The sequence below is a fragment of the Microbacterium sp. Ld4 genome (assembly GCF_045066555.1).
GTDB lineage: Bacteria > Actinomycetota > Actinomycetes > Actinomycetales > Microbacteriaceae > Microbacterium.
Map to the genome: position 1 here is coordinate 127,282 of NZ_JBISHE010000010.1, position 19,212 is coordinate 146,493.

Annotated in this window: 18 protein-coding genes; 11 read left to right on the plus strand and 7 right to left on the minus strand. The window is 70.4% G+C overall.

The genetic code is table 11. The features are described from left to right. Positions 1 to 27: 27 nt before the first annotated feature. The 5 genes from mtrA (at position 28) to hpf (ending at position 5,605) form a co-directional block, all read left to right on the plus strand. Positions 28 to 708 carry an MtrAB system response regulator MtrA gene (gene mtrA / locus ACJJV7_RS06345; RefSeq protein ID WP_405373226.1) on the plus strand — a complete coding sequence of 227 codons (681 nt, stop codon included), beginning with the start codon at positions 28 to 30 and terminating at the stop codon, positions 706 to 708. 22 nt (positions 709 to 730) lie between these two features. Next, a complete protein-coding gene (gene mtrB / locus ACJJV7_RS06350) occupies positions 731 to 2,434 on the plus strand; it encodes an MtrAB system histidine kinase MtrB (RefSeq protein ID WP_405373228.1) in 1,704 nt (567 codons plus the stop codon). Further along, a complete protein-coding gene (locus ACJJV7_RS06355) occupies positions 2,431 to 4,107 on the plus strand; it encodes an LpqB family beta-propeller domain-containing protein (protein ID WP_405373230.1) in 1,677 nt (558 codons plus the stop codon). Before mtrB ends, ACJJV7_RS06355 begins: the two co-directional genes overlap by 4 nt. 89 nt (positions 4,108 to 4,196) lie before the next feature. Continuing rightward, a complete protein-coding gene (locus ACJJV7_RS06360; protein ID WP_405373231.1) occupies positions 4,197 to 4,844 on the plus strand; it encodes a ComF family protein in 648 nt (215 codons plus the stop codon). A gap of 98 nt (positions 4,845 to 4,942) precedes the next feature. Beyond that, a complete protein-coding gene (gene hpf, locus ACJJV7_RS06365) occupies positions 4,943 to 5,605 on the plus strand; it encodes a ribosome hibernation-promoting factor, HPF/YfiA family (protein ID WP_405373233.1) in 663 nt (220 codons plus the stop codon). Positions 5,606 to 5,669: 64 nt separating this feature from the next. On the opposite strand, the gene ACJJV7_RS06370 is transcribed toward hpf, so the two are convergent. Both ACJJV7_RS06370 and ACJJV7_RS06375 read right to left on the minus strand, forming a co-directional pair. Further along, positions 5,670 to 6,494, minus strand: a complete 825-nt coding sequence (locus ACJJV7_RS06370) for a serine hydrolase domain-containing protein (RefSeq protein WP_405373235.1) — start codon at positions 6,492 to 6,494, stop codon at positions 5,670 to 5,672. After that, positions 6,494 to 7,819, minus strand: coding sequence for a hypothetical protein (locus ACJJV7_RS06375; RefSeq protein ID WP_405373237.1), 1,326 nt, complete (start codon positions 7,817 to 7,819; stop codon positions 6,494 to 6,496). Before ACJJV7_RS06375 ends, ACJJV7_RS06370 begins: the two co-directional genes overlap by 1 nt. 216 nt (positions 7,820 to 8,035) lie before the next feature. Here ACJJV7_RS06375 and secA point away from each other — a divergent pair, with 216 nt between their 5' ends. Then, complete coding sequence (gene secA, locus ACJJV7_RS06380; protein ID WP_405373238.1) at positions 8,036 to 10,840, plus strand: preprotein translocase subunit SecA; 2,805 nt, start codon at positions 8,036 to 8,038, stop codon at positions 10,838 to 10,840. A gap of 74 nt (positions 10,841 to 10,914) precedes the next feature. Then, the gene (locus tag ACJJV7_RS06385) at positions 10,915 to 12,138 is read left to right on the plus strand and encodes a pyridoxal phosphate-dependent aminotransferase (RefSeq protein WP_405373240.1); all 1,224 of its coding nucleotides are present in this window, start codon (positions 10,915 to 10,917) and stop codon (positions 12,136 to 12,138) included. A gap of 12 nt (positions 12,139 to 12,150) precedes the next feature. Here the strand turns inward: ACJJV7_RS06385 and ACJJV7_RS06390 are convergent, their stop codons facing one another. Beyond that, positions 12,151 to 12,588 (minus strand): Rv3235 family protein, encoded by a 438-nt coding sequence (locus ACJJV7_RS06390; protein ID WP_405373241.1) that lies wholly within the window; start codon positions 12,586 to 12,588, stop codon positions 12,151 to 12,153. A 142-nt stretch (positions 12,589 to 12,730) separates the two neighbouring features. Between ACJJV7_RS06390 and ACJJV7_RS06395 the strand changes: the two genes are divergently transcribed. Further along, positions 12,731 to 13,324, plus strand: coding sequence for a hypothetical protein (locus ACJJV7_RS06395; protein WP_405373242.1), 594 nt, complete (start codon positions 12,731 to 12,733; stop codon positions 13,322 to 13,324). 25 nt (positions 13,325 to 13,349) lie between these two features. On the opposite strand, the gene ACJJV7_RS06400 is transcribed toward ACJJV7_RS06395, so the two are convergent. From ACJJV7_RS06400 to ACJJV7_RS06410, 3 genes are all read right to left on the minus strand, one after another. Then, complete coding sequence (locus tag ACJJV7_RS06400; protein ID WP_405373244.1) at positions 13,350 to 13,694, minus strand: LysR family transcriptional regulator; 345 nt, start codon at positions 13,692 to 13,694, stop codon at positions 13,350 to 13,352. A gap of 38 nt (positions 13,695 to 13,732) precedes the next feature. Then, positions 13,733 to 15,067, minus strand: a complete 1,335-nt coding sequence (locus tag ACJJV7_RS06405) for a D-alanyl-D-alanine carboxypeptidase family protein (protein ID WP_405373246.1) — start codon at positions 15,065 to 15,067, stop codon at positions 13,733 to 13,735. Positions 15,068 to 15,132: 65 nt separating this feature from the next. After that, the gene (locus ACJJV7_RS06410; protein WP_405373247.1) at positions 15,133 to 15,405 is read right to left on the minus strand and encodes a helix-turn-helix domain-containing protein; all 273 of its coding nucleotides are present in this window, start codon (positions 15,403 to 15,405) and stop codon (positions 15,133 to 15,135) included. A 97-nt stretch (positions 15,406 to 15,502) separates the two neighbouring features. On the opposite strand from ACJJV7_RS06410, the gene ACJJV7_RS06415 reads away from it, so the two are divergent. The 3 genes from ACJJV7_RS06415 to ACJJV7_RS06425 are packed head-to-tail and all read left to right on the plus strand — an operon-like array spanning position 15,503 to position 18,886. Next, positions 15,503 to 16,132 (plus strand): SAF domain-containing protein, encoded by a 630-nt coding sequence (locus ACJJV7_RS06415; protein WP_405373249.1) that lies wholly within the window; start codon positions 15,503 to 15,505, stop codon positions 16,130 to 16,132. Continuing rightward, positions 16,129 to 17,370 carry a CpaE family protein gene (locus ACJJV7_RS06420; protein ID WP_405373251.1) on the plus strand — a complete coding sequence of 414 codons (1,242 nt, stop codon included), beginning with the start codon at positions 16,129 to 16,131 and terminating at the stop codon, positions 17,368 to 17,370. The genes ACJJV7_RS06415 and ACJJV7_RS06420 overlap by 4 nt, the downstream gene beginning before the upstream one ends. Before the next feature lie 22 nt (positions 17,371 to 17,392). Continuing rightward, on the plus strand, positions 17,393 to 18,886 hold the full coding sequence (locus tag ACJJV7_RS06425) for a sensor histidine kinase (protein ID WP_405373253.1): 1,494 nt from the start codon (positions 17,393 to 17,395) through the stop codon (positions 18,884 to 18,886). 18 nt (positions 18,887 to 18,904) lie between these two features. Here ACJJV7_RS06425 and ACJJV7_RS06430 read toward each other — a convergent pair whose 3' ends face one another. Then, positions 18,905 to 19,153, minus strand: a complete 249-nt coding sequence (locus ACJJV7_RS06430) for a WhiB family transcriptional regulator (RefSeq protein WP_248172050.1) — start codon at positions 19,151 to 19,153, stop codon at positions 18,905 to 18,907. Positions 19,154 to 19,212: the final 59 nt, after the last annotated feature.

The window sequence follows — 19,212 nt, forward strand, 5'->3', positions numbered from 1 at the left end:
CCGACCCGAAGGACGAAACCGCCCGCTATGACATCGCGCATCCTGGTTGTCGACGACGACACCGCTCTCGCCGAGATGATCGGAATCGTGCTGCGCACCGAGGGGTTCGAGGTCGCCTTCTGCAGCGACGGGACGACGGCCGCCGAGACCTGGCGCGACAGCAGGCCCGACCTGATCCTCCTCGATCTGATGCTGCCGGGCCTCGACGGCATCGAGGTGTGCACGCGTGTGCGGGCCGAGTCCGGCATCCCGATCATCATGCTCACGGCGCGCACCGACACCGCCGACGTCGTCCGTGGTCTCGAATCCGGCGCCGACGACTACATCGTCAAGCCGTTCAACCCCAAGGAGATGGTGGCGCGGGTCCGCACGCGGCTGCGCCCGGCTGCGGCCCCGCCCTCCGAGGTCCTCCGCATCGGCGACCTCAGCGTCGATGTCGCAGCCCACGAGGTGCGCCGCGACGGCGGCTCGATCGCACTGACGCCGCTGGAGTTCGAACTCCTCGTGGCGCTCGCCTCGAAGCCGCAGCAGGTCTTCACCCGCGAGATGCTCCTCGAGCAGGTGTGGGGCTACCACTACAAGGCCGACACGCGCCTCGTGAACGTGCATGTCCAGCGGCTCCGGGCCAAGGTCGAGCGCGACCCGGACAACCCCCAGATCGTCACCACCGTGCGCGGCGTCGGCTACCGCGCCGGCGCTGCCGTGTGACCGCTCCGATCGGGGTCCGTCGATGTCCGTGAGCACTCGGACCGGCACGCGGACGATCGTCCCGACGTGGCGAGACTGGCGCAGCTGGGCGCGCCGGGTGGGATACACCTGGCGCCGATCGCTCCGATTCCGGACCCTCGCGGTCACGCTCGGGCTGACCGCTCTCACGATCCTCGTCGCCCTCGTGTGGATGGCGCTCGCGATTCAGAACGACCTGTACGAGTCGCGCTCCGATCAGGTGCAGGATGCCGCCAAGCGCGCCACCCAGGCGGCTCAGACGACCTTCGACGCGGCCGTGATCGAGGGCGACGTCGTCGCGCTCCAGGTGCTGATGGACGAGGTCCGACGAGAGATCCTCTCCCGGCAGGGTGGGACGACCATGGTCGCGGTCTTCCGGATCGACCAGGAGCCGTCCGCGATCGCGCCCCAGGGGTTCGAGGGCGGCGGGCTCACGGCGGCGATGATCCAGCCGGCCCTTCGCGAGAGTGTGAAGCTGACCGGTGACCGGCAGTGGTGGCAGTCGATCGGTCTGCCGGACGGCGACGGCGCGGAGGATCCCGGCATCATCGTCGGCCAGCAGCTCCTGCTCCCCGAGGCGGGCGCATACGAGTTGTACTTCGCCTATGACCTGACATCCGAGGCGCAGACGCTGCAGTTCGTCCAGGTCACCCTGTGGGTGGTGGGCATCTCGCTCCTCGTCCTGATCGGGGCCATCTCGCTGTTCGTCCTCCGCTCCGTCACCGTGCCGATCGCCCAAGCAGCCGAGACGAGTGCGAAACTCGCGGCGGGCGACCTCGGCGTTCGCCTGCCGGTGCGCGGAGAGGACGAGTTCGCGACGCTCGGCCGGTCGTTCAACGCGATGGCCGACAGCATCGAGAGTCAGATCAAGGAGCTCGCCGAGCTCTCGCTGGTGCAGCAGCGGTTCGTCTCCGACGTCTCCCACGAGCTCCGCACGCCCCTCACCACGATCCGCCTGGCCGCTGACATGATCAACGACCAGCGCGGCGAGTTCGAGCCGACGACGGCGCGCGCTGCCGAACTCCTGCACGCGCAGGTGCAGCGGTTCGAGGTGCTCCTCGCCGACCTCCTCGAGATCAGCCGCTACGACGCCGGATCGGTGCAGCTCGAGATCGAGCCGACGAGCTTGGCGCACCTCGCCGAGGACGTCATCGAGTCGATGCAGCAGCTGGCGGATCAGCACGGCACCCACGTGCGCCTCGTCGCGCCGGGCGGCTATTCGCCCGTCGAGATGGATCCGCGCCGCATCCGGCGCGTGGTCCGGAACCTCCTCGGCAACGCGATCGAGCACGGCGAGGGCAGACCCATCGTGATCACCGTCGACAGCGATCAGCGAGCGGTGGCTCTCGGAGTCCGCGATTTCGGTCTGGGGATGAGCGCGGCCGACGCCGAGCGGGTGTTCGACCGGTTCTGGCGCGCCGACCCCTCTCGCCGGCGCACCATCGGCGGCACGGGCCTCGGTCTGTCGATCGCGCTCGGCGATGCCCGCCTCCACGGCGGCACTCTGGCGGTCTGGTCGGAGACCGGCGGCGGCACGAACTTCGTGCTCACCCTGCCCCGCCGTCTCGGCGATCACATCGGCACGTCGTCACCGCTCGACCTCGAGCCGCGCGACGGATCGTTGACGTTCGAAGATCTCGGGCTCACCCAGCCGATCACCCTTCCCGACAGGTCGGCGGAGAGCACGGACGCGGAGGGAACGCGATGAGACGACGTCGGATGTTCGGTCTGGGCGCCCTCGCGGGCCTGCTGGCCCTGGCGCTCGTCGCGTGCGCCGGCCTGCCAGTCGACGGCCCCGTCCACGTCGGGCGCTCCATCGACGAGGTCGAGGGTCTGCCCGAATTCGCCTTCGTGCCCGACGGGCCGGTCGCCGATTCCACGCCCCAGCAGATCGTCGAAGGGTTCATCGCGGCCGGATCCGGCCCGCGGGGGAACTGGGGCGTGGCGCAGCAGTATCTGACCCCCGGTTTCCGCGACGTGTGGAAGCCGCAGGCCGGCGTGACGATCTACGCCGCCGGCAATCGCACGGTCGACGTCCTGAGCGACCAGGAGATCGTCGTCACGGTCCAGCCGGTGGCGACGGTCGACGGCACCGGCGCCTATGAGCCCGGCGGGGAGGGCGACATCGCGCTGCGCTACCAGCTCACCCAGCAGGACGGGCAGTGGCGCATCTCGCAGGCACCCAACGGCGTCGTCCTCGACGCCAACCGCTTCAGCACCGTCTTCCGCAGCTACGAGCTCGCCTACTTCGATCAGGACTGGAGCGCGATCGTGCCCGACGTCCGCTGGTTCCCGGCGACGAATCCGGCGACCCGGATCGCCGATGCGCTCGTCACGGGGACGCCGAGCCCGTGGCTCGCCGGGTCGGTGCGCTCGTCTTTCACCGGGGGAGTCGCCCTCACGCAGCCGGCCGTCCCGGTCGACGCCGGAGTGGCCCGCGTGTCGCTCGATGCGGGCGCGCGCGACCTCAGCCGCGAGACCATCTCTCGGATGCGGACGCAGTTGCAGCAGAGCCTCGCGGGCGCCGGCATCATCGACGTGCAGCTCCTCATCGGCGACGAGGTGCTCGATGTGTCGGCCGTGCCTCTCACGGAGAACCGCGTCGACGTGCGACCGCTCGTCTACCTCGAGGATCGGCTGGGTTTCTTGTCGGGCGCCGAACTCGAGGAGGTCGCCGGGCTCACCGCCGCGCTCCGCGGCGTCGACCTCGAGTCGATCGAGACGAACGCGGGTCGGACGACCGCCGCGGTCCGGACCGGTTCCGGCGCGGTGCTCCGGGTCACGACCGACGCGGGCATCGCCGAACTCGATACGCGAGCCGGGATGACCGCGCCGTCGATCGATCCGTTCGACTACATCTGGACCGTGCCCGGCGCCGTTCCCACCGACGTCGTCGCCTACGGGCCGGACGGATCGGCGCAGCTGATTCCGGGTGGGTGGCCGGGAGCGACGAGCGTCGCCTCCATGCGCGTCTCCCGCGACGGCACGCGCATCGCGGCGCTCGTGCGCGACGGTGCTCAGCCGGCCGTATGGGTGGCGGGCATCGTCCGCGACGTCGACGGCACCCCCACCGGAATGAGCGAGCCTCACGTGGTCGCTCTCCTGCCGGGCGAGGGGATCGAGCTCACCTGGCTCGACGATGCCACCCTCGCCCTCATCTGGAGCGACGGCGAACAGGACGTGATGCGTGAGCAGCCCGTCGGCGGTGAGGGCAGCGATGTCCGCGCCCCGGACGGCGTCGTCTCGATCGCCGGCGGCAATCAGTCCGGCAGCGTGCGCCTGCGGACCTCCGACGGCGCGCTGTTCGTGCAGCGCGGATCGTGGCAGTTCCTCGCGTCCGAGGTCGAGGTGCTGGCGGTGCAGCAGGGCTCGCCGGGCTGAGCTTCCTCCCCAGGCAGTCCGGAACGCGCGCGTCCACCAGGGTCGAGCAGGTCCCTCGGCGCCCTCCGGTTTAACGCGACGCTGGACGGATGCCGGTTCCCCCCGCCGTCTCCCGCGCCCTCGCCGAGGCGCTCGGCGTGCTGTTCCCGCTCTCGTGCGCGGGGTGCGATGCACCCGACGCCGTCCTCTGCGAAGCCTGCCGGGCGGAGCTCGCTCCGGCGCCGACCCGGCGGACGCTGCCCTGCGGGCTGGAGGTGCGCAGCGCCATCCGCTTCGAGGGCGTGCCGGCGCGGGTCATGCGGGCGCTGAAGGAGGAGGGGCGCACGGCGCTCGCGCGACCGTTCGGTCGGGCGCTCGCGGAGATCTGGCCCGGCACGGACCTCGTCGCCGTGCCGATCCCGACCTCGCGGGCGTCGATGCGCACGCGGGGCTTCGCGGTGCCCGACCTCCTGGTGCGGCGGGCCGGTCATCGTCCCGTGCGGTTGCTCCGAGCGCAGCGCCCGGCCGACGATCAGCGGGGACTTGGCCGTCTCGAGCGGGCTCGGAACGTCGCAGGAACGATGGCGGCGGCACCGTGCCGGGGCCTGCACGTGGTCGTGATCGACGACGTGGCGACCACGGGAGCGACGCTGTCCGAAGCGGCGCGCGCTCTTCGTGAGGCCGGCGCCGTCGTCCACGGCGCCCTCACGGCGGCGTCCACCCCGCTGCGGGTGTCCACATCGAATACTCCCGGTTGACGGAAGGTGACATCGGAGAGCGGGGCCACTACCGTGGGGGGACAGATGGCGAACCCAGGTCCGCCCTTGACCGGGTGGACCGGAACAAGGAGGTCACGATGGAGATCAGTATCGTCGGCGTGGGAGTAAGCGTGAGCGACCGCTTCCGGACAGTTGCCGAAGAGAAGTCGGCCCGCATCGAACACCTGGCCCCCCGCGCCCAGCGACTCGACATCAAGGTCACGCACCGCGCCTATCACAACGGGGCGCGCGAGGACGAGACGGTCGAGATCACGCTCACCGGCAAAGGCCCGATCGTGCGCGCCGAGGCCGTGGACGCCGACAAGTTCGCCGCGCTCGACGTGGCCGTCACGAAGCTCGCCGAGCAGATCCGCCGGGCGAAGGAGAAGCGCGTCGACTCGCGTAACCACCCTCGCGGCGCGAAGCTCGAGAAGGAGAGCGGCACCCTGCAGGGCATCGATGTGGAGCCTGCCTCGGTCGAGGTCCTCCGCGCGGTGGCCACCGGAGCAGTCCCCGTCGTCACCGGACCGGAGGACGAGGACGACTACACGCCCGTCGTCATCCGGACCAAGGAGTTCGGCGCGGAGTGGATGACAGTCGAAGAAGCCGTCGACCGGATGGAGCTGGTCGGCCACGACTTCTTCCTCTTCATCAACGCGCGCACCGACCAGCCGAGCGTCGTCTACCGCCGCAAGGGCTGGGACTACGGCGTGATCTCGCTGTCGACGGTCGCGGCGCCCGCCGCAGAACTGGCATCCTGATCTGACCACGACGAAGGGGCGGATGCTGCGGCATCCGCCCCTTCGTCGTGACCGTGCGGCGGGGTCAGCGCAGCGCGCGGATGATGCCGTCGCTGAAACCGGGCCAGGCGGTGGCCGCCCACTCGCCGAAGGGGCGATCGGTCAATGCGACGACGCCTGCTCCGAGGTCCGGGTCGACCCAGAGGAACGTCCCCGACTGGCCGAAATGGCCGAAGGTGCGCGGGGAGTTGAGGGCGCCGGTCCAGTGGGGTGACTTCTCGCCCCTGATCTCGAACCCGAGGCCCCAGTCGTTCGGGCTCTGGCTCCCGAAGCCCGGGAGGACCCCGCGGCGTCCCTCGAAGGCGACGGACGTGGCCTTCGCGACGGTCTCGGCGGCGAGCAAGCGGGGCTTTTGGAGCTCGGCGGCGAAACGGGAGAGATCGGCCGCCGTCGACCAGCCGCCGGCGGCGGGGGAGTCGCCGATCTCGGTGGTGTGCATGCCGAGGGGTTCGAAGACGGCCTCGCGGGCGTAGTCGCCGAACGAGATGCCGGTCTCGGACTCGAGCAGTTCGCCGAGCGTGTCGAACCCGGTGTTCGAATACAGCCTGCGCTCTCCGGGAGCGGCTCGGACCGCGTCGGAGGCGAAGTCGTATCCCGCCGTGTGCGCGAGAAGGTGGGCGACGGTGGCCCCGGGAGGGCCCGCGGGCTGATCGAGCTGGAGGGCGCCCTCCTCGATCCCGACGAGGAAGGCGTAGGCGCTGAGCGGCTTGGTGACCGACGCGAGCCGGTACCGGCGGTCCTGCTCGCCGAAGGATGCCGCCACGGCGCCATCTGCCGAGATCACGGCGACCGATGCGTGGGGCGCGGGCCATTCCGCCGCGGCCGAGACCGCGGTGTCGAGAGCGGACATCAGTCGAACATGCCGTCGAGGAGCCCGCCGATCATGAGGCCGCCGAGGAGACCCCCGACCATGTTGCCGCCGCCCATGCCCCCGCCCATCCCGCCACCGGGCCCGCCGCGGCGGTTCCAGTCGTCGGGACGCGAGGAGTCGATGTCGTTCTGGGCGAGTTCGAGGGCCTGTCCGGCAAGCTCTCCCGCCCGGCGCGCGAGGTTGAGTGCGCGCTCGCGGTCGTCCTCGTCGATGGGGCCGGCGAAGACCATGAGGTCGGAGCGGATGCGCTCGGCTTCGGCGAGCCGCGTGCGCGCGTCCGCGCCGATCCAACCGCGATGACCGGAGATGACGCTCCGGGCGACGCCGATCTGACGGTCGGCGTCGTCGATCGCGTGCCGCACCTGCGCCTCGGGGAGCACCGGTCGCTCCGCCCGGGCGCGGGCGGTGTCGACGGCGACGTCGAGAGCGGCGTTCGCCGTGCGCAGACGGCTGAGCTCGGCGAAGGGGTCGGGCTTGGAGCCGGCGGGGGTGAGCGATTCGAGCGCATTCTCCAGCTCCAGGGCCGCGGCACCGACGGCGGGAGTCCCGCGCAGGGGCTGCGCTGTCACGAGGTCACCGCGCGAGTCCTCGACGATCGCCGACAGCGTCGATTCGGCGCGGAGCGCCTCGATCTCGAAGGTGTCCACCGCCTCGACGAGTGTGGCGGCCCGGCGAGAGGCCTCGATCGCGGTCTCGAGCGCGAGGTTGGCCTGCTCGCGCTGCCCGGCGTCGCGGCGTCGCTCGGAGACGGCGGCGCTGTGCTCGGCGAAGTCGAGGAGCTGCGCGGCCTCGGTCGCGTTGCCACGGACGGTGCGCATCGCGGCATCCGAATAGCGCGTGCCGAGTCGTTCCAGGGTCGAGGTGAGCGCCGGAAGCCGCTCCCGCAGGCGTTCCACATCGGTGCGGATGCCGGCGATGATCTCCGGTGCCCGGCGCGCCCGGGCGATCGCCTCGCCGAGCGTCTCCATGCGGTCGGACAGGAGATCCTCGGCCCACTCGCACAGCTGCACGATGCGCGCATTGCGGGTGCGGAGCTCTTCGGGGGTGTCGGGGATCTCATCGAAGTTCAGCTGATTGAGGTGGAACGCCTCGCCCAGGTGCTGCCGCACCGCTGCCAGCGCCTCGCGCAGATCGTTGGTCGGCTCGCGGCCGAGTTCGATCTCGGCGTAGGCCAGTTCGTCCTCCGTGACGCGGATCCGCTCATCGGCGGCGACGAGCGCGGCCCCGGCCTTCCGTGTCAGTTCGGCGTCCTGCGCCTGCATCTCCGCGTCGTCGCGCTTGCGTCTGCCCCAGAATCCCGCCATGGCCCGATCCTACGTGGCGGTTCGGCGTCCGTGGCGGGTGGGCGCGCGCCGGGGTCGGGCCTCGAGCACGACCGCGACACCCGCCGCCTCGCCCAGCACCCTCGAAGGTCACGGACCGATAACATGGCGTGTGTATGTCTGCGCGTCCCGCGTGGTCTGCGCTCCGGCTCCCGTCGACACTGTGCGTCGGGGGGACCTGACAGATGGAGATCCTCCGTGGCCAACCCACTCGAGAAACTGCTTCGCGCCGGTGAGGGCCGTGTTCTGCGCCGCCTTCAGCAGGTCGTGAAAGCCGTCGCCGCCCTCGAAGAGGACTACGCGCACCTCACCGACGAGGAGCTGCGCGGCGAGACGGCCGAGCTTCGCTCGCGTTACGCCGACGGCGAATCGCTCGACAAGCTGATGCCCGAGGCCTTCGCCGCCGTCCGCGAGGCGGCCAAGCGCACGCTCGGCCAGCGGCCGTACGACGTGCAGGTCATGGGCGGCGCTGCCCTCCACCTCGGCAACATCGCCGAGATGAAGACCGGTGAAGGAAAGACCCTGACCGCGGCCCTCCCCGCCTACCTCAACGCGATCGCAGGCAAGGGCGTCCACGTCATCACGGTCAACGACTTCCTCGCGTCGTACCAGTCCGAGCTCATGGGTCGCGTCTACCGCGCCCTCGGCATGACGACCGGCACCGTGGTGTCGGGCCAGAATCCCGCTGTCCGGCGCGAGCAGTACGAGGCGGACATCACCTATGGCACGAACAACGAGTTCGGCTTCGACTACCTGCGCGACAACATGGCCTGGCGTCAGGACGACCTCGTCCAGCGGGGCCACTTCTTCTGCATCGTCGACGAGGTCGACTCGATCCTCATCGACGAGGCCCGCACGCCCCTCATCATCTCCGGCCCCTCGTCGGGGGAGGCGAACCGGTGGTTCCTCGAGTTCGCCAAGATCGCCCGGACCCTCGAAGCCGGCGTCGACTTCGAGGTCGACGAGAAGAAGCGCACCGTCGGCGTGCTCGAGCCCGGCATCGAGAAGGTCGAGGACTACCTCGGCATCGACAACCTCTACGAGTCGGCGAACACGCCCCTCATCTCGTTCCTCAACAACTCGATCAAGGCGCTCGCCCTGTTCAAGCGCGACACCGACTACGTCGTCATGAACGGCGAGGTCATGATCGTCGACGAGCACACCGGCCGCATCCTCGTGGGGCGCCGCTACAACGAGGGCATCCACCAGGCCATCGAGGCCAAGGAGGGCGTCGCCGTCAAGGCCGAGAACCAGACCCTCGCCACGGTCACGCTCCAGAACTACTTCCGCCTGTACGACAAGCTCTCGGGCATGACCGGTACCGCCGAGACCGAGGCTGCCGAGTTCATGTCGACGTATCAGCTGGGCGTCGTGCCGATCCCGACCAACCGCCCGATGGTGCGCAAGGACCAGTCCGACCTCGTCTACAAGAACGAGGAGGCGAAGTTCGGGCAGGTCGTGGAGGACATCGCCGAGCGCCACGAGGCGGGGCAGCCCGTCCTCGTCGGCACGGTCAGCGTCGAGAAGAGCGAGTACCTCTCGAAGCTGCTGTCGAAGAAGGGCATCAAGCACGAGGTCCTCAACGCGAAGAACCACGCGCGTGAGGCGGAGATCGTCGCCCGCGCCGGCCGGTACGGCGGAGTGACCGTCGCGACCAACATGGCCGGTCGTGGCACCGACATCATGCTCGGCGGCAACGCGGAGTTCCTCGCCGTGCAGGAGATGAAGGCGAAGGGTCTCGACCCGGTCGAGACGCCCGACGAGTACGAGGCGGAGTGGGATGCCGTCTACGCGGCCGTCAAGGAGACGGTCGCCGAGGAGGCGGCCAAGGTCGTGGCGGCGGGCGGGCTGTACGTGCTCGGCACCGAGCGCCACGAGTCGCGCCGTATCGACAACCAGCTCCGCGGGCGTTCGGGCCGTCAGGGCGACCCCGGCGAGAGCCGGTTCTACCTCTCGCTCACCGACGATCTGATGCGACTGTTCCAGTCGGGTGCCGCCGAGGCGATCCTGGCGCGCACGAACTTCCCCGATGACGTCGCCATCGAGTCCTCCATGGTCACCCGGGCGATCCGCAGCGCCCAGGGGCAGGTGGAGTCCCGCAACGCCGAGATCCGCAAGAACGTCCTCAAGTACGACGACGTCCTGAACCGACAGCGCGAGGCCATCTATGCCGACCGCCGTCAGATGCTCGAGGGCGACGACCTGTCGTCCCGCGTCGAGCACTTCATCGAGGACGCCATCGGCGCGATCATCGACGACCACACCGGCTCTGGACACAACGAGAGCTGGGACTTCGACGCGATGTGGACCGAGCTGAAGACGCTCTACCCCGTCGGCGTCACGATCGACGAGGTCGTCGCCGAGAGCGGGGCGAAGGGCAAGATCACGCCCGAGCTCCTCAAGCGCGAGCTGCTCTCCGACGCCCGCATCGCGTATGCCGCCCGCGAGGAGAAGCTCGGCAGCCCGGCGATGCGCGAACTCGAGCGCCGAGTCGTCCTGCAGGTGCTCGACCGCCGCTGGCGCGACCACCTCTACGAGATGGACTACCTGAAGGACGGCATCGGCCTGCGGGCGATGGCCCAGCGCGACCCGCTCATCGAGTACCAGCGCGAGGGCTACCAGATGTTCCAGTCGATGATGGCGCAGATCAAGGAGGAGTCGGTCGGATTCCTCTACAACCTCGAGGTCGAGGTGCGTCAGGCCGAGGGTGTCGACATCGATGCCCAGGTCGAGGCGAAGGGCCTCGCCACGCCGACCCTCGAGCCGCAGAAGCTGCAGTACACGGCGGCGAACGATGCCGGCGAAGTCGAGGTGCGCAACGACCGCGGCCAGGTCCAGCAGGCCGCGACGAGCAAGGTCCGCCAGGCGGCGGCCCAGGCCCAGGCTCCGGTCGTCGACGCTGCCGAGGGCGGCGCGCGCGGCGCGTTCGGTCAGCGGACCGAGGCCCCCGAGGCCGCTCCGCAGAACCGCGCGGACCGTCGCGCGAACGGCAAGAAGAAGTAACGCATCCGCGGGCCGATCGGCGACCGGGCCACCGGTCGCCGATTGGCCCGCGGCCGCGGGGATATTCTGATCCGATGACACCCCGCATCCTCGACCAGTCGTCCAAGCTCAAAGACGTCCTCTACGAGATCCGCGGGGCCGCCCTCATCGAGGCCGACCGTCTCGAAGACGAGGGCCACACGATCCTCAAGCTCAACACGGGGAATCCGGCCGTCTTCGGCTTCCAGGCCCCCTTTCAGATCGTCCGCGACATGATCGAGGCGATCCCGCAGGCGCACGGCTACTCCGACTCGCGCGGCATCATGTCCGCGCGTCGCGCGGTCGTCTCCCGCTACGAGGAGACCCCGGGTTTCCCGAAGTTCGATCCGAACGACGTCTACCTCGGCAACGGCGTGTCCGAGCTGATCACGATGACGATGCAGGCGCTGCTCGACGAGGGCGACGAGGTGCTGATCCCCGCGCCCGACTACCCGCTGTGGACGGCGATGACGAGCCTCGCCGGCGGCACACCCGTGCACTACCGCTGCGACGATGAGGGCGACTGGCAGCCCGACCTCGACGACATCCGCGCGAAGGTGACCGATCGCACGAAGGCGATCGTCGTGATCAACCCGAACAACCCCACGGGAGCCGTCTACTCGCGCGAGGTGCTCGAGGGGATCGTCCAGATCGCCCGTGAGCGGGACCTCCTCCTCCTCTCCGACGAGATCTACGACCGGATCCTCTTCGACGAGGCCGAGCACATTCCGCTCGCGACCCTTGCTCCCGACCTGCTGTGCTTGACGTACAACGGGCTCTCCAAGACCTACCGCGTCGCGGGATACCGGTCGGGCTGGATGGTCATCACCGGCCCGAAGAAGCACGCGGCAGGTTTCCTCGAGGGCATTCAGCTCCTGGCCTCGACGCGCCTCTGCCCGAATGTGCCCGCGCAGTTCGCCGTGCAGGCGGCGCTATCGGGGGTGCAGTCCATCGATGCGCTCATTGCTCCGACGGGGCGGCTCCACGAGCAGCGGGATGCCGCGTGGGAAGGCCTCACGGCGATCCCGGGCGTAACCTGCGTCAAACCCCAGGGAGCGCTCTACGCGTTCCCCCGGCTGGACCCGAACGTGCACGAGATCCGGGACGACGCCAAGTTCGTCTACGACTTCCTCGTCGCGGAGCACGTGCTGCTCGTCCAGGGCACGGGCTTCAACTGGCCCACCCCCGACCACTTCCGCATCGTCACGCTCCCCGAGGCGCGAGTGCTCTCGGAGGCCATCGAGCGGCTCGGCAACTTCTTGGCGTCGTATCGCCAGTGAGCTGAACTCGGCTCAGAGCAGCGCGAGAGAGGTGGCGCGCCAGCGTCCGTCCCATCCCTCGAATCGCATCGCGACCGCCCGGGTGCGCGCGGGGCCGGCGACGATGACGACCGCTTCGACGACACCGTCGGCCGGCTCGCACCGTCGCGTGCGGAGGATCTGGTGCACGGGCCGGGCGGCGACGATCCCGCGCGCGCTCCGGGCGCGCGTCGAAAGGTTGGCCCGGGTGACGAGCGCCCGGTAGGCGTCCTCACCGAGCCACCGCGCCAGCTGATCCACCTCCCGGACGCCGGCGAGGACCTCCAGAACGCCGATGGTCAGGTTCGTGACGAGCGGCGCCACATCGGGCAGGTCCCGGGATGACGTGCGTTGCGGGGCGAAGTACTCCGCGACGTCGAGGGAGCTTCGGGGCCGCGCGGCAGGGGAGTCGTCGAGTGCGGGCAGAGACATGTCGGTTCCTCTCGTCGACAAGATCAGGGCGGAGCGATGAGTGGACCGAGTACAACACAGCGGCAAAGCCGGATGGATGAGAATCCTCCAACCTGTGGATAGCGCTGCGGGCACCGGGCCGGGATGCTCTACGGTCGTCGGCGTGCGCTGGGATCGCTTCTTCGAAGACCTCGAGGACCAGCTCGACTCCGAATGGGAGGCCGAGCGGGCCGCCCTCGACACCGAGGCTGAGCGCCTGCGGCTCGCCCGGTTGACGCTCCAGGAGCGGGTCAGCGCGCTCGTGGCCGCAGCGGCAGACGTCACGGTCGACGTCATCGACGGTTCGACGCTGCGCGGAACGCCGGCCGCCTGCGGGCCCGACTGGGTGGCGCTCGACGGCACGGCGGCGGCTCGGGGAGCAGTGCTCATCCCGTTCGCGGCGGTCGCCTCCGTCGCTCTCGCGCAGGCCGACCTCCTCCTCAGCGCGAGAGGGTCGACGCCCGGACGGATCCAGGAACGGATGACGCTCGGATTCGTGATGCGCGACCTCGTCCGCAGGCGCGCGCCCGTCACGATCCGGAGCCTCGGCGGGAGAGAGCTCACCGGAACGGTGGACAGAGCGGCATCCGATCATCTCGATCTGGCGCTCCACGACCGGGACGCGCCGCGGCGACGGGAGCTCGTCACCGGTCACCGCATGGTCCCCCTCGGGTCGGTGGCGTCCATCCGCGTGGAGGCGGCTGTTCCCGCTCTCTGAGTCCCCGCGGCGTCCGCCGCCGTCGTCACCGGCCTTGGCGCTTCTTGTACGGCTTCGGCTGCCCCTTGACGACGGGTGCGCGGCCCTTGCCCTTCGAGGCCTTCGCCTTGCCGCCCGCGGGGACGCGCGGCGGGGGCTCGGGGGCGGGTGCGGCCGCGATCAGCGACCGGGCGTCGGCAAGGAGCAGCTGGCCTGCCGGAGTGAGCGTCGTCGGCTTGTCGCGCGTGACGAGGATCGACCCCACCTGGGCTTCGAGCTTGTCCATCGAGGTGTAGAGGGAGGCGAGCGGGATGCCGAGCGTCTCGGCTGCGCGAGGGAAGTGGAGTTCCTCCGCGACGACGATGAACCGCTCGAGCAGGGTGGTGTTCACGGAGAGCCTTTCGTCGTCGGCGATGCCGCGGACGCCTGTCACTGGGCTTCGAGGAGCTCAAAAGGGTGTGTCAGTCGCCACCAGGTCGACGGCGGTTCGAGGTCCCCTTCGAGCGTCACCGGTGCGGTGGCGGTGCGGGGGCCCGCCTCCCAGGTTACCGTTCCGGCCGGTGCGCCCGCCGTGTCGCCCACTCGAGCGGCATCCGTGACAGCGATCGAGGCGGACACCGCCGTGTCGGACCAGACGAAGAGGGATGCCGGCTCGCTCACCACGAGCGGGGTCGACGCACCCCACGCGGTCTCGGCCACCCCGACGCGGTCGCCGGGTTCGGCGACCGGCACGGTGCGGAACCCGGAACGGATGCTGCGGATGGTCTCCAGGACGGAGCTGTCGACCGTGTCGCGGGAGTACCCGCCGAGCACGACGCCCGTGACCTCCAGTGGCTCGCCGGTGCCGACGTCGACCGACGCGGTGTAGAGCAGGTTGTAGGAGTCCCGACCGAGGTTCCCCGTCTTGAGCCCGGTGATCCCCTCGATGCCGAGCAGCCCGTTCGTGGAGTACATGAGCCCCGGCGCCGGGAGCGAGATCGACTCCATGGCGGCGATGGACGCGATCACGGGGTCGGCAGCGGCGATCTCCGCCAGGGCGAGGAGATCGCGCGGAGTGCTGGTGTTGTCCGGATCGAGCCCGGTCGGCTCGACGATCGTCGTGTCGCCCAGCCCGTGCTCGGCGAGCCACGCGCGCGTGGCCGCGACGAACCCGCTGCGTGACCCGAACGCCCAGGTCGACACGGCATCGGCGTAGTTGCTGGCGGACGGGACGAGGAGCATCGACAGCGCGTCGCGAAGCGACATCGAGCTGCCCGCGGGCATGCGCGCGATCGTCGCTCCGCGCAGGTAGTACTCGTCGTACAGGGCGTGATCGGCGCGGTCGAAGGTGAGTCGGCGCCCCTCACCATCGCCGTCGATCGGATAGGCGTCGAGGACCACGAGCGCGGTGATCAGCTTGGTGATGCTCGCGATCGACCGCTTCTCGGTCTCGCCGTGAGCGGCTTGCAGGCCGTTCTCTCCCAGGAAGTCCCGACCGCCCCGGACGGTGATCGCCGCCGCACCGCTGCTCGGCAGCTCGATGACGGTCGCCTCGAGCTCGGGGGCGGGAGGAGTATGGGCCGTGAGCGTCGGCGCCGGCGGTGGCGCCTCCAGCGCCCACATCACATAGGCGCCGGCGAGGCCCAGTATCAGGGCGACCGCCGTGATCGCCGAGATCGTCGCGATGCGCGTGCGGCGCGTCCGCCGAGGTGATGGTTGCGGCACCGTCTCGGCATCCTCGAGCAGGTCTGAGAACGCCGAAAGCGAGTTCTCCGATGTCGTCATGTACGGCCCCCCGTGTGACATGGTCTTCCCCCATCATGCCCGACGAGGGAAGTCCACCGAGGTGACTACTGGTGCCGGAGCGGCCCTCGTCCCCACAGTTCGGGGAAGCTCGCCGCGTTGGACTCGCGCCACAGCGCGTGACGACGTGCGTCCTCGGCCTGGTCGTCGAGGTAGCCCTCGACGCTGTCGGACTCGATACGCCAGCTTCCTGGCCGGCCGACTTTCATCCCTCGAAGGCGACCGTCCATCACCAGCGCGACGATCTCGTCGACGTCGAGCTGCAGCAGCTCCGCCACCTGGGCGGGCGTGAGCAGTCGCGCTGGGGAGTTCGCGGGCATGATGCCATTATCGGCCGGGCCGAGGGTGCCGCAATGGGGCCCGCCGCGGCTGTGGATAATCGGCGCGCTCCTTCCGAGCCTCGGTCACGATGTCGTCATGACCACTCCTGACACGGTTCGCCCACGGCCGCGGGCCTTCTGGGCCGATGCCCGCTTCCTGCTCGGGATCGCCCTCATCCTCGCCTCCGTCGCCGGTGTGTGGCTCGTCGTCGCGAGCGCACGTCAGACCGAGCCCGTGTTCGCGGCAGCGCGCACCATCGTGCCCGGTGAGACCGTGTCCGCCGATGATCTCCGCGTCGTCGACGTGGCTCTCGGGCCCGCCGGCGACGTCTACGCCTCGCCCGCGTCCCTGACGCCCGGGGGAGTCGCGACGCGCACGATCGAAGAGGGGGAACTCGTTCCTCGGCTCGCCGTCGGCGACGCCGCTGCGGTGGCCACGACCTCGGTCGTCATCCGGACGACCGGTGACGTCTCGGCGGCGGTCGATACGGGCAGCGTCGTGGAGGTATGGGCGGCGTCACCGGGAGAGGCGGGGGATTTCGACGCGCCGAGCATTCTGGTGCCGTCGGCGACAGTCGTCTCCGTGGAGCGCGACGACGCTGTCGTGTCGGGTTCCCAGGTCTCGATCGAGCTCGTCATCGCACGAGCGGACGTCGCCGCCACACTCGCCGCTGTCGGCGACGGCTCGAGCCTCTCGGTCGTCCCCGTCGCCGGAGCGACGCCGTGAGGGTCGTGGTCGCGGTGGACGGCCGTCGCGCAGAACAGCTGGCCGACGATCTGCGGGACGAGGATGCGGAGGTCGTCGCGGTCGTGCCGGCGGGGAGGCCCGCCGCGGCCGTCATCGACGCGCTGTCGAGGCCGGATGCCGCGGAGACGCTCGCCGAGCTGTCGCGCGCCGACATCCTGATCCTGCAGGTGTCGGGCGGGTCGTTGACCTCCGAGCTGGTGGATGCGTGCGACCGGTTCGCGGTCCGGATCGTCCCGCTGTGCGAGCGAGGCGGCGACCGGCGGCTCGCCGCATCTCTCGGGCTGGCGCCGCGGGGGATCGACGACCGGGTGGCCGACCTTCTCGGCGCTCCGCCGCCCCGCGAGGCCGCTCCTCCCGGCCGGGGCCGGGTGATCGCTGTCTGGGGTCCCCACGGGGCACCGGGTCGCACCACGCTGGCGATCGAGCTGGCCTGCGCTCTCGCGACCGGTGAGCGCCGCGTCGCGCTCGTCGATGCGGACACCCACGCGCCGTCCGTGGCGCTGGCGACCGGGCTCGCCGACGAGGGCCCGGGCTTCGCGGCGGCCTGCCGGCAGGCCGAACGCGGACTGCTCACGATCGCCGAGCTGACACGCATCGCCTCGACGCTCGGCGAGGTCGACGTGCTCACCGGGCTGAACCGTCCCGGCCGGTGGCCCGAGCTCAGCCACACCCGGGTGCGGGACGCTCTCGAAGCCTGCCGGACATGGGTGGACGACACGGTGGTCGACGTCGCGGCATCCCTCGAGCGAGACGAGGAGATCGTGAGCGACATCATCGACGGGCCGCGGCGCAACGCCGCGACCCTCGCCACCCTCGAGTCGGCGGACCTCGTCGTCGCGGTCGCCGCCGCCGACCCCGTCGGGATCGCACGGTTCGTCCGGGACTGGCCGGAGCTTCGCGCGGCCACCGGCACCACCCCGGTCAAGGTGCTCGTGAACAAGACGCGCGCCGGCGCGCTGGGGGTCGACGCGCGCGGTCAGGTGCGCCGCACGCTGGAGCGCTTCACCGGGGTCAGCGATGTGTCCTTCGTCCCCTGGGATGCCAGGGGAGCGGATGCCGCGATGCTCGCCGCCCGTCCGCTGGCGCACGTGGCGCCGCGGGCGGCGCTCGCCGCTGCCGTCCGGCGGCTGGCCGCCGAGGTGCTCACGAGTGCCGGGGTGCGGGAGGCGCCCATCAGTCGTGCGGCGGTTCGGCGGCGTCTCACACGGACCGCATGACCGGGCGATCTAAGGTGGAGGCGTGTCCACCCTCAGTGACCTCGTCTATGCCCAGGGCCGATCCACCGCGGCCGATGTCGAATGGCTTCATCGCCTGGCGGGCGACGGTCAGCTGCTCGCCGACCTCGCCTTCGCGGACATCGTCATCTGGGTCCCGACAGCCGACGACTCGTTCATCGCCGTGGCTCACACGCGTCCGGGTGGAGCGGCGACACTGTTCTACCGGGACATCGTCGGCGACCAGGTCCGCCCGCAGTGGCGCACGCAGGTCAAAGACGCCTTCACCCAGGCCCGCATGGTCGATTCGGCATCTCCCGACTGGTTCGAGGAGACCCCCACACGCGTCCGCGCTGTTCCCATCGTGCGCGAGCGCGCGGTCGACGGCCGGCCCGCGACCGTCATCGGGGTCCTCACCCGGCACACCAACCTCGGTGAGGCGCGGACACCGTCCCGCCAGCAGATCACCTTCAACGACTGCGCGGACGATCTCTTCGGCATGGTGGCCTCGGCCGACTTCCCCGATCTCGCCGCCCCGACCTCGCCGCGTCGCGGCGCCCCCCGGGCGTCGGACGGCCTGATCCGACTCGACATGGACGGCACGACGACCTTCGCGAGCCCGAACGCGCTCTCGGCGTTCAACCGGCTCGGGTTCGACGATGAGCTCGAGGGAGAGGCGCTGATCGAGGTCGCGACGGCGATCCTGCCGGCATCCCGTCAGTTCGACGAGTCGCTCCCCATCGTGATGGCCGGGCGTGCCCCCTGGCGCGCCGACCTGGAGGCGCGGGGCGTCACCGTGTCGCTGCGCACCATCCCGCTCCGTGACAACGGCAACCGGATCGGCGCGATCGTCCTGTGCCGCGACGTCAGTGAGATCCGTCACCAGGAGCAGGAGCTCATCACTAAGGACGCGACCATTCGCGAGATCCATCACCGGGTGAAGAACAACCTGCAGACCGTCGCCTCGCTGCTGCGGATCCAGGCGCGGCGAACCCACTCGGATGAGGCGCGCGACGCGCTGACTCAGGCCATGCGCCGCGTCTCGGCCATCGCCGTGGTCCACGACACCCTGTCCGAAGGGCTCGCGCAGAACGTCGACTTCGATGACGTCTTCGACCGCGTGCTCAAGCTGGTCGCCGAGGTGGCGGCGGCGCCCAACACACGTGCGCGCACGTTGAAGACGGGATCGTTCGGCACCCTGCCGAGCGAGTACGCCACGCCGCTCGCACTCGCCCTCACCGAACTCGTCACCAACGCCGTCGAGCACGGCCTCGCTGACAAGGAAGGCGAGGTCGAGATCGTCGCCGACCGAGACGACGAGCGCCTCGCGGTGCGCGTGCGTGACACCGGCGTCGGCCTTCCCGAGGGGCAGGTCGGTCGCGGTCTCGGGACGCAGATCGTCCGCACGCTCATCCAGGGCGAGCTGAGCGGAACGATCGACTGGCACACGCTGATGGGCAGCGGCACCGAGGTGACCATCGAGATCCCGATGCGCTACATCGAGCGGGCCCGCGCCTGACGACGCGGGCCGGCCGCGTCAGGAGGCGCGGCGGGCGCGGGCGGCGCGGCGCTTGAGGGCGCGGCGCTCGTCTTCGGAGAGGCCGCCCCAGACGCCCGAGTCCTGTCCGGTCTCGAGGGCGTATTGCAGGCAGAGTTCGGTGACGGTGCACCGGGCGCAGACAGTCTTCGCCTTCTCGATCTGATCGACCGCCGGTCCGGTGTTCCCCACGGGGAAGAACAGTTCGGGGTCGACGGTCAGGCAGGCAGCTTTGTCGCGCCAATCCATAGCGGTGCTCCTTGTGGGGATGAGATGTCGGGATGTGCGACGCCGGGCGACGTCGACTA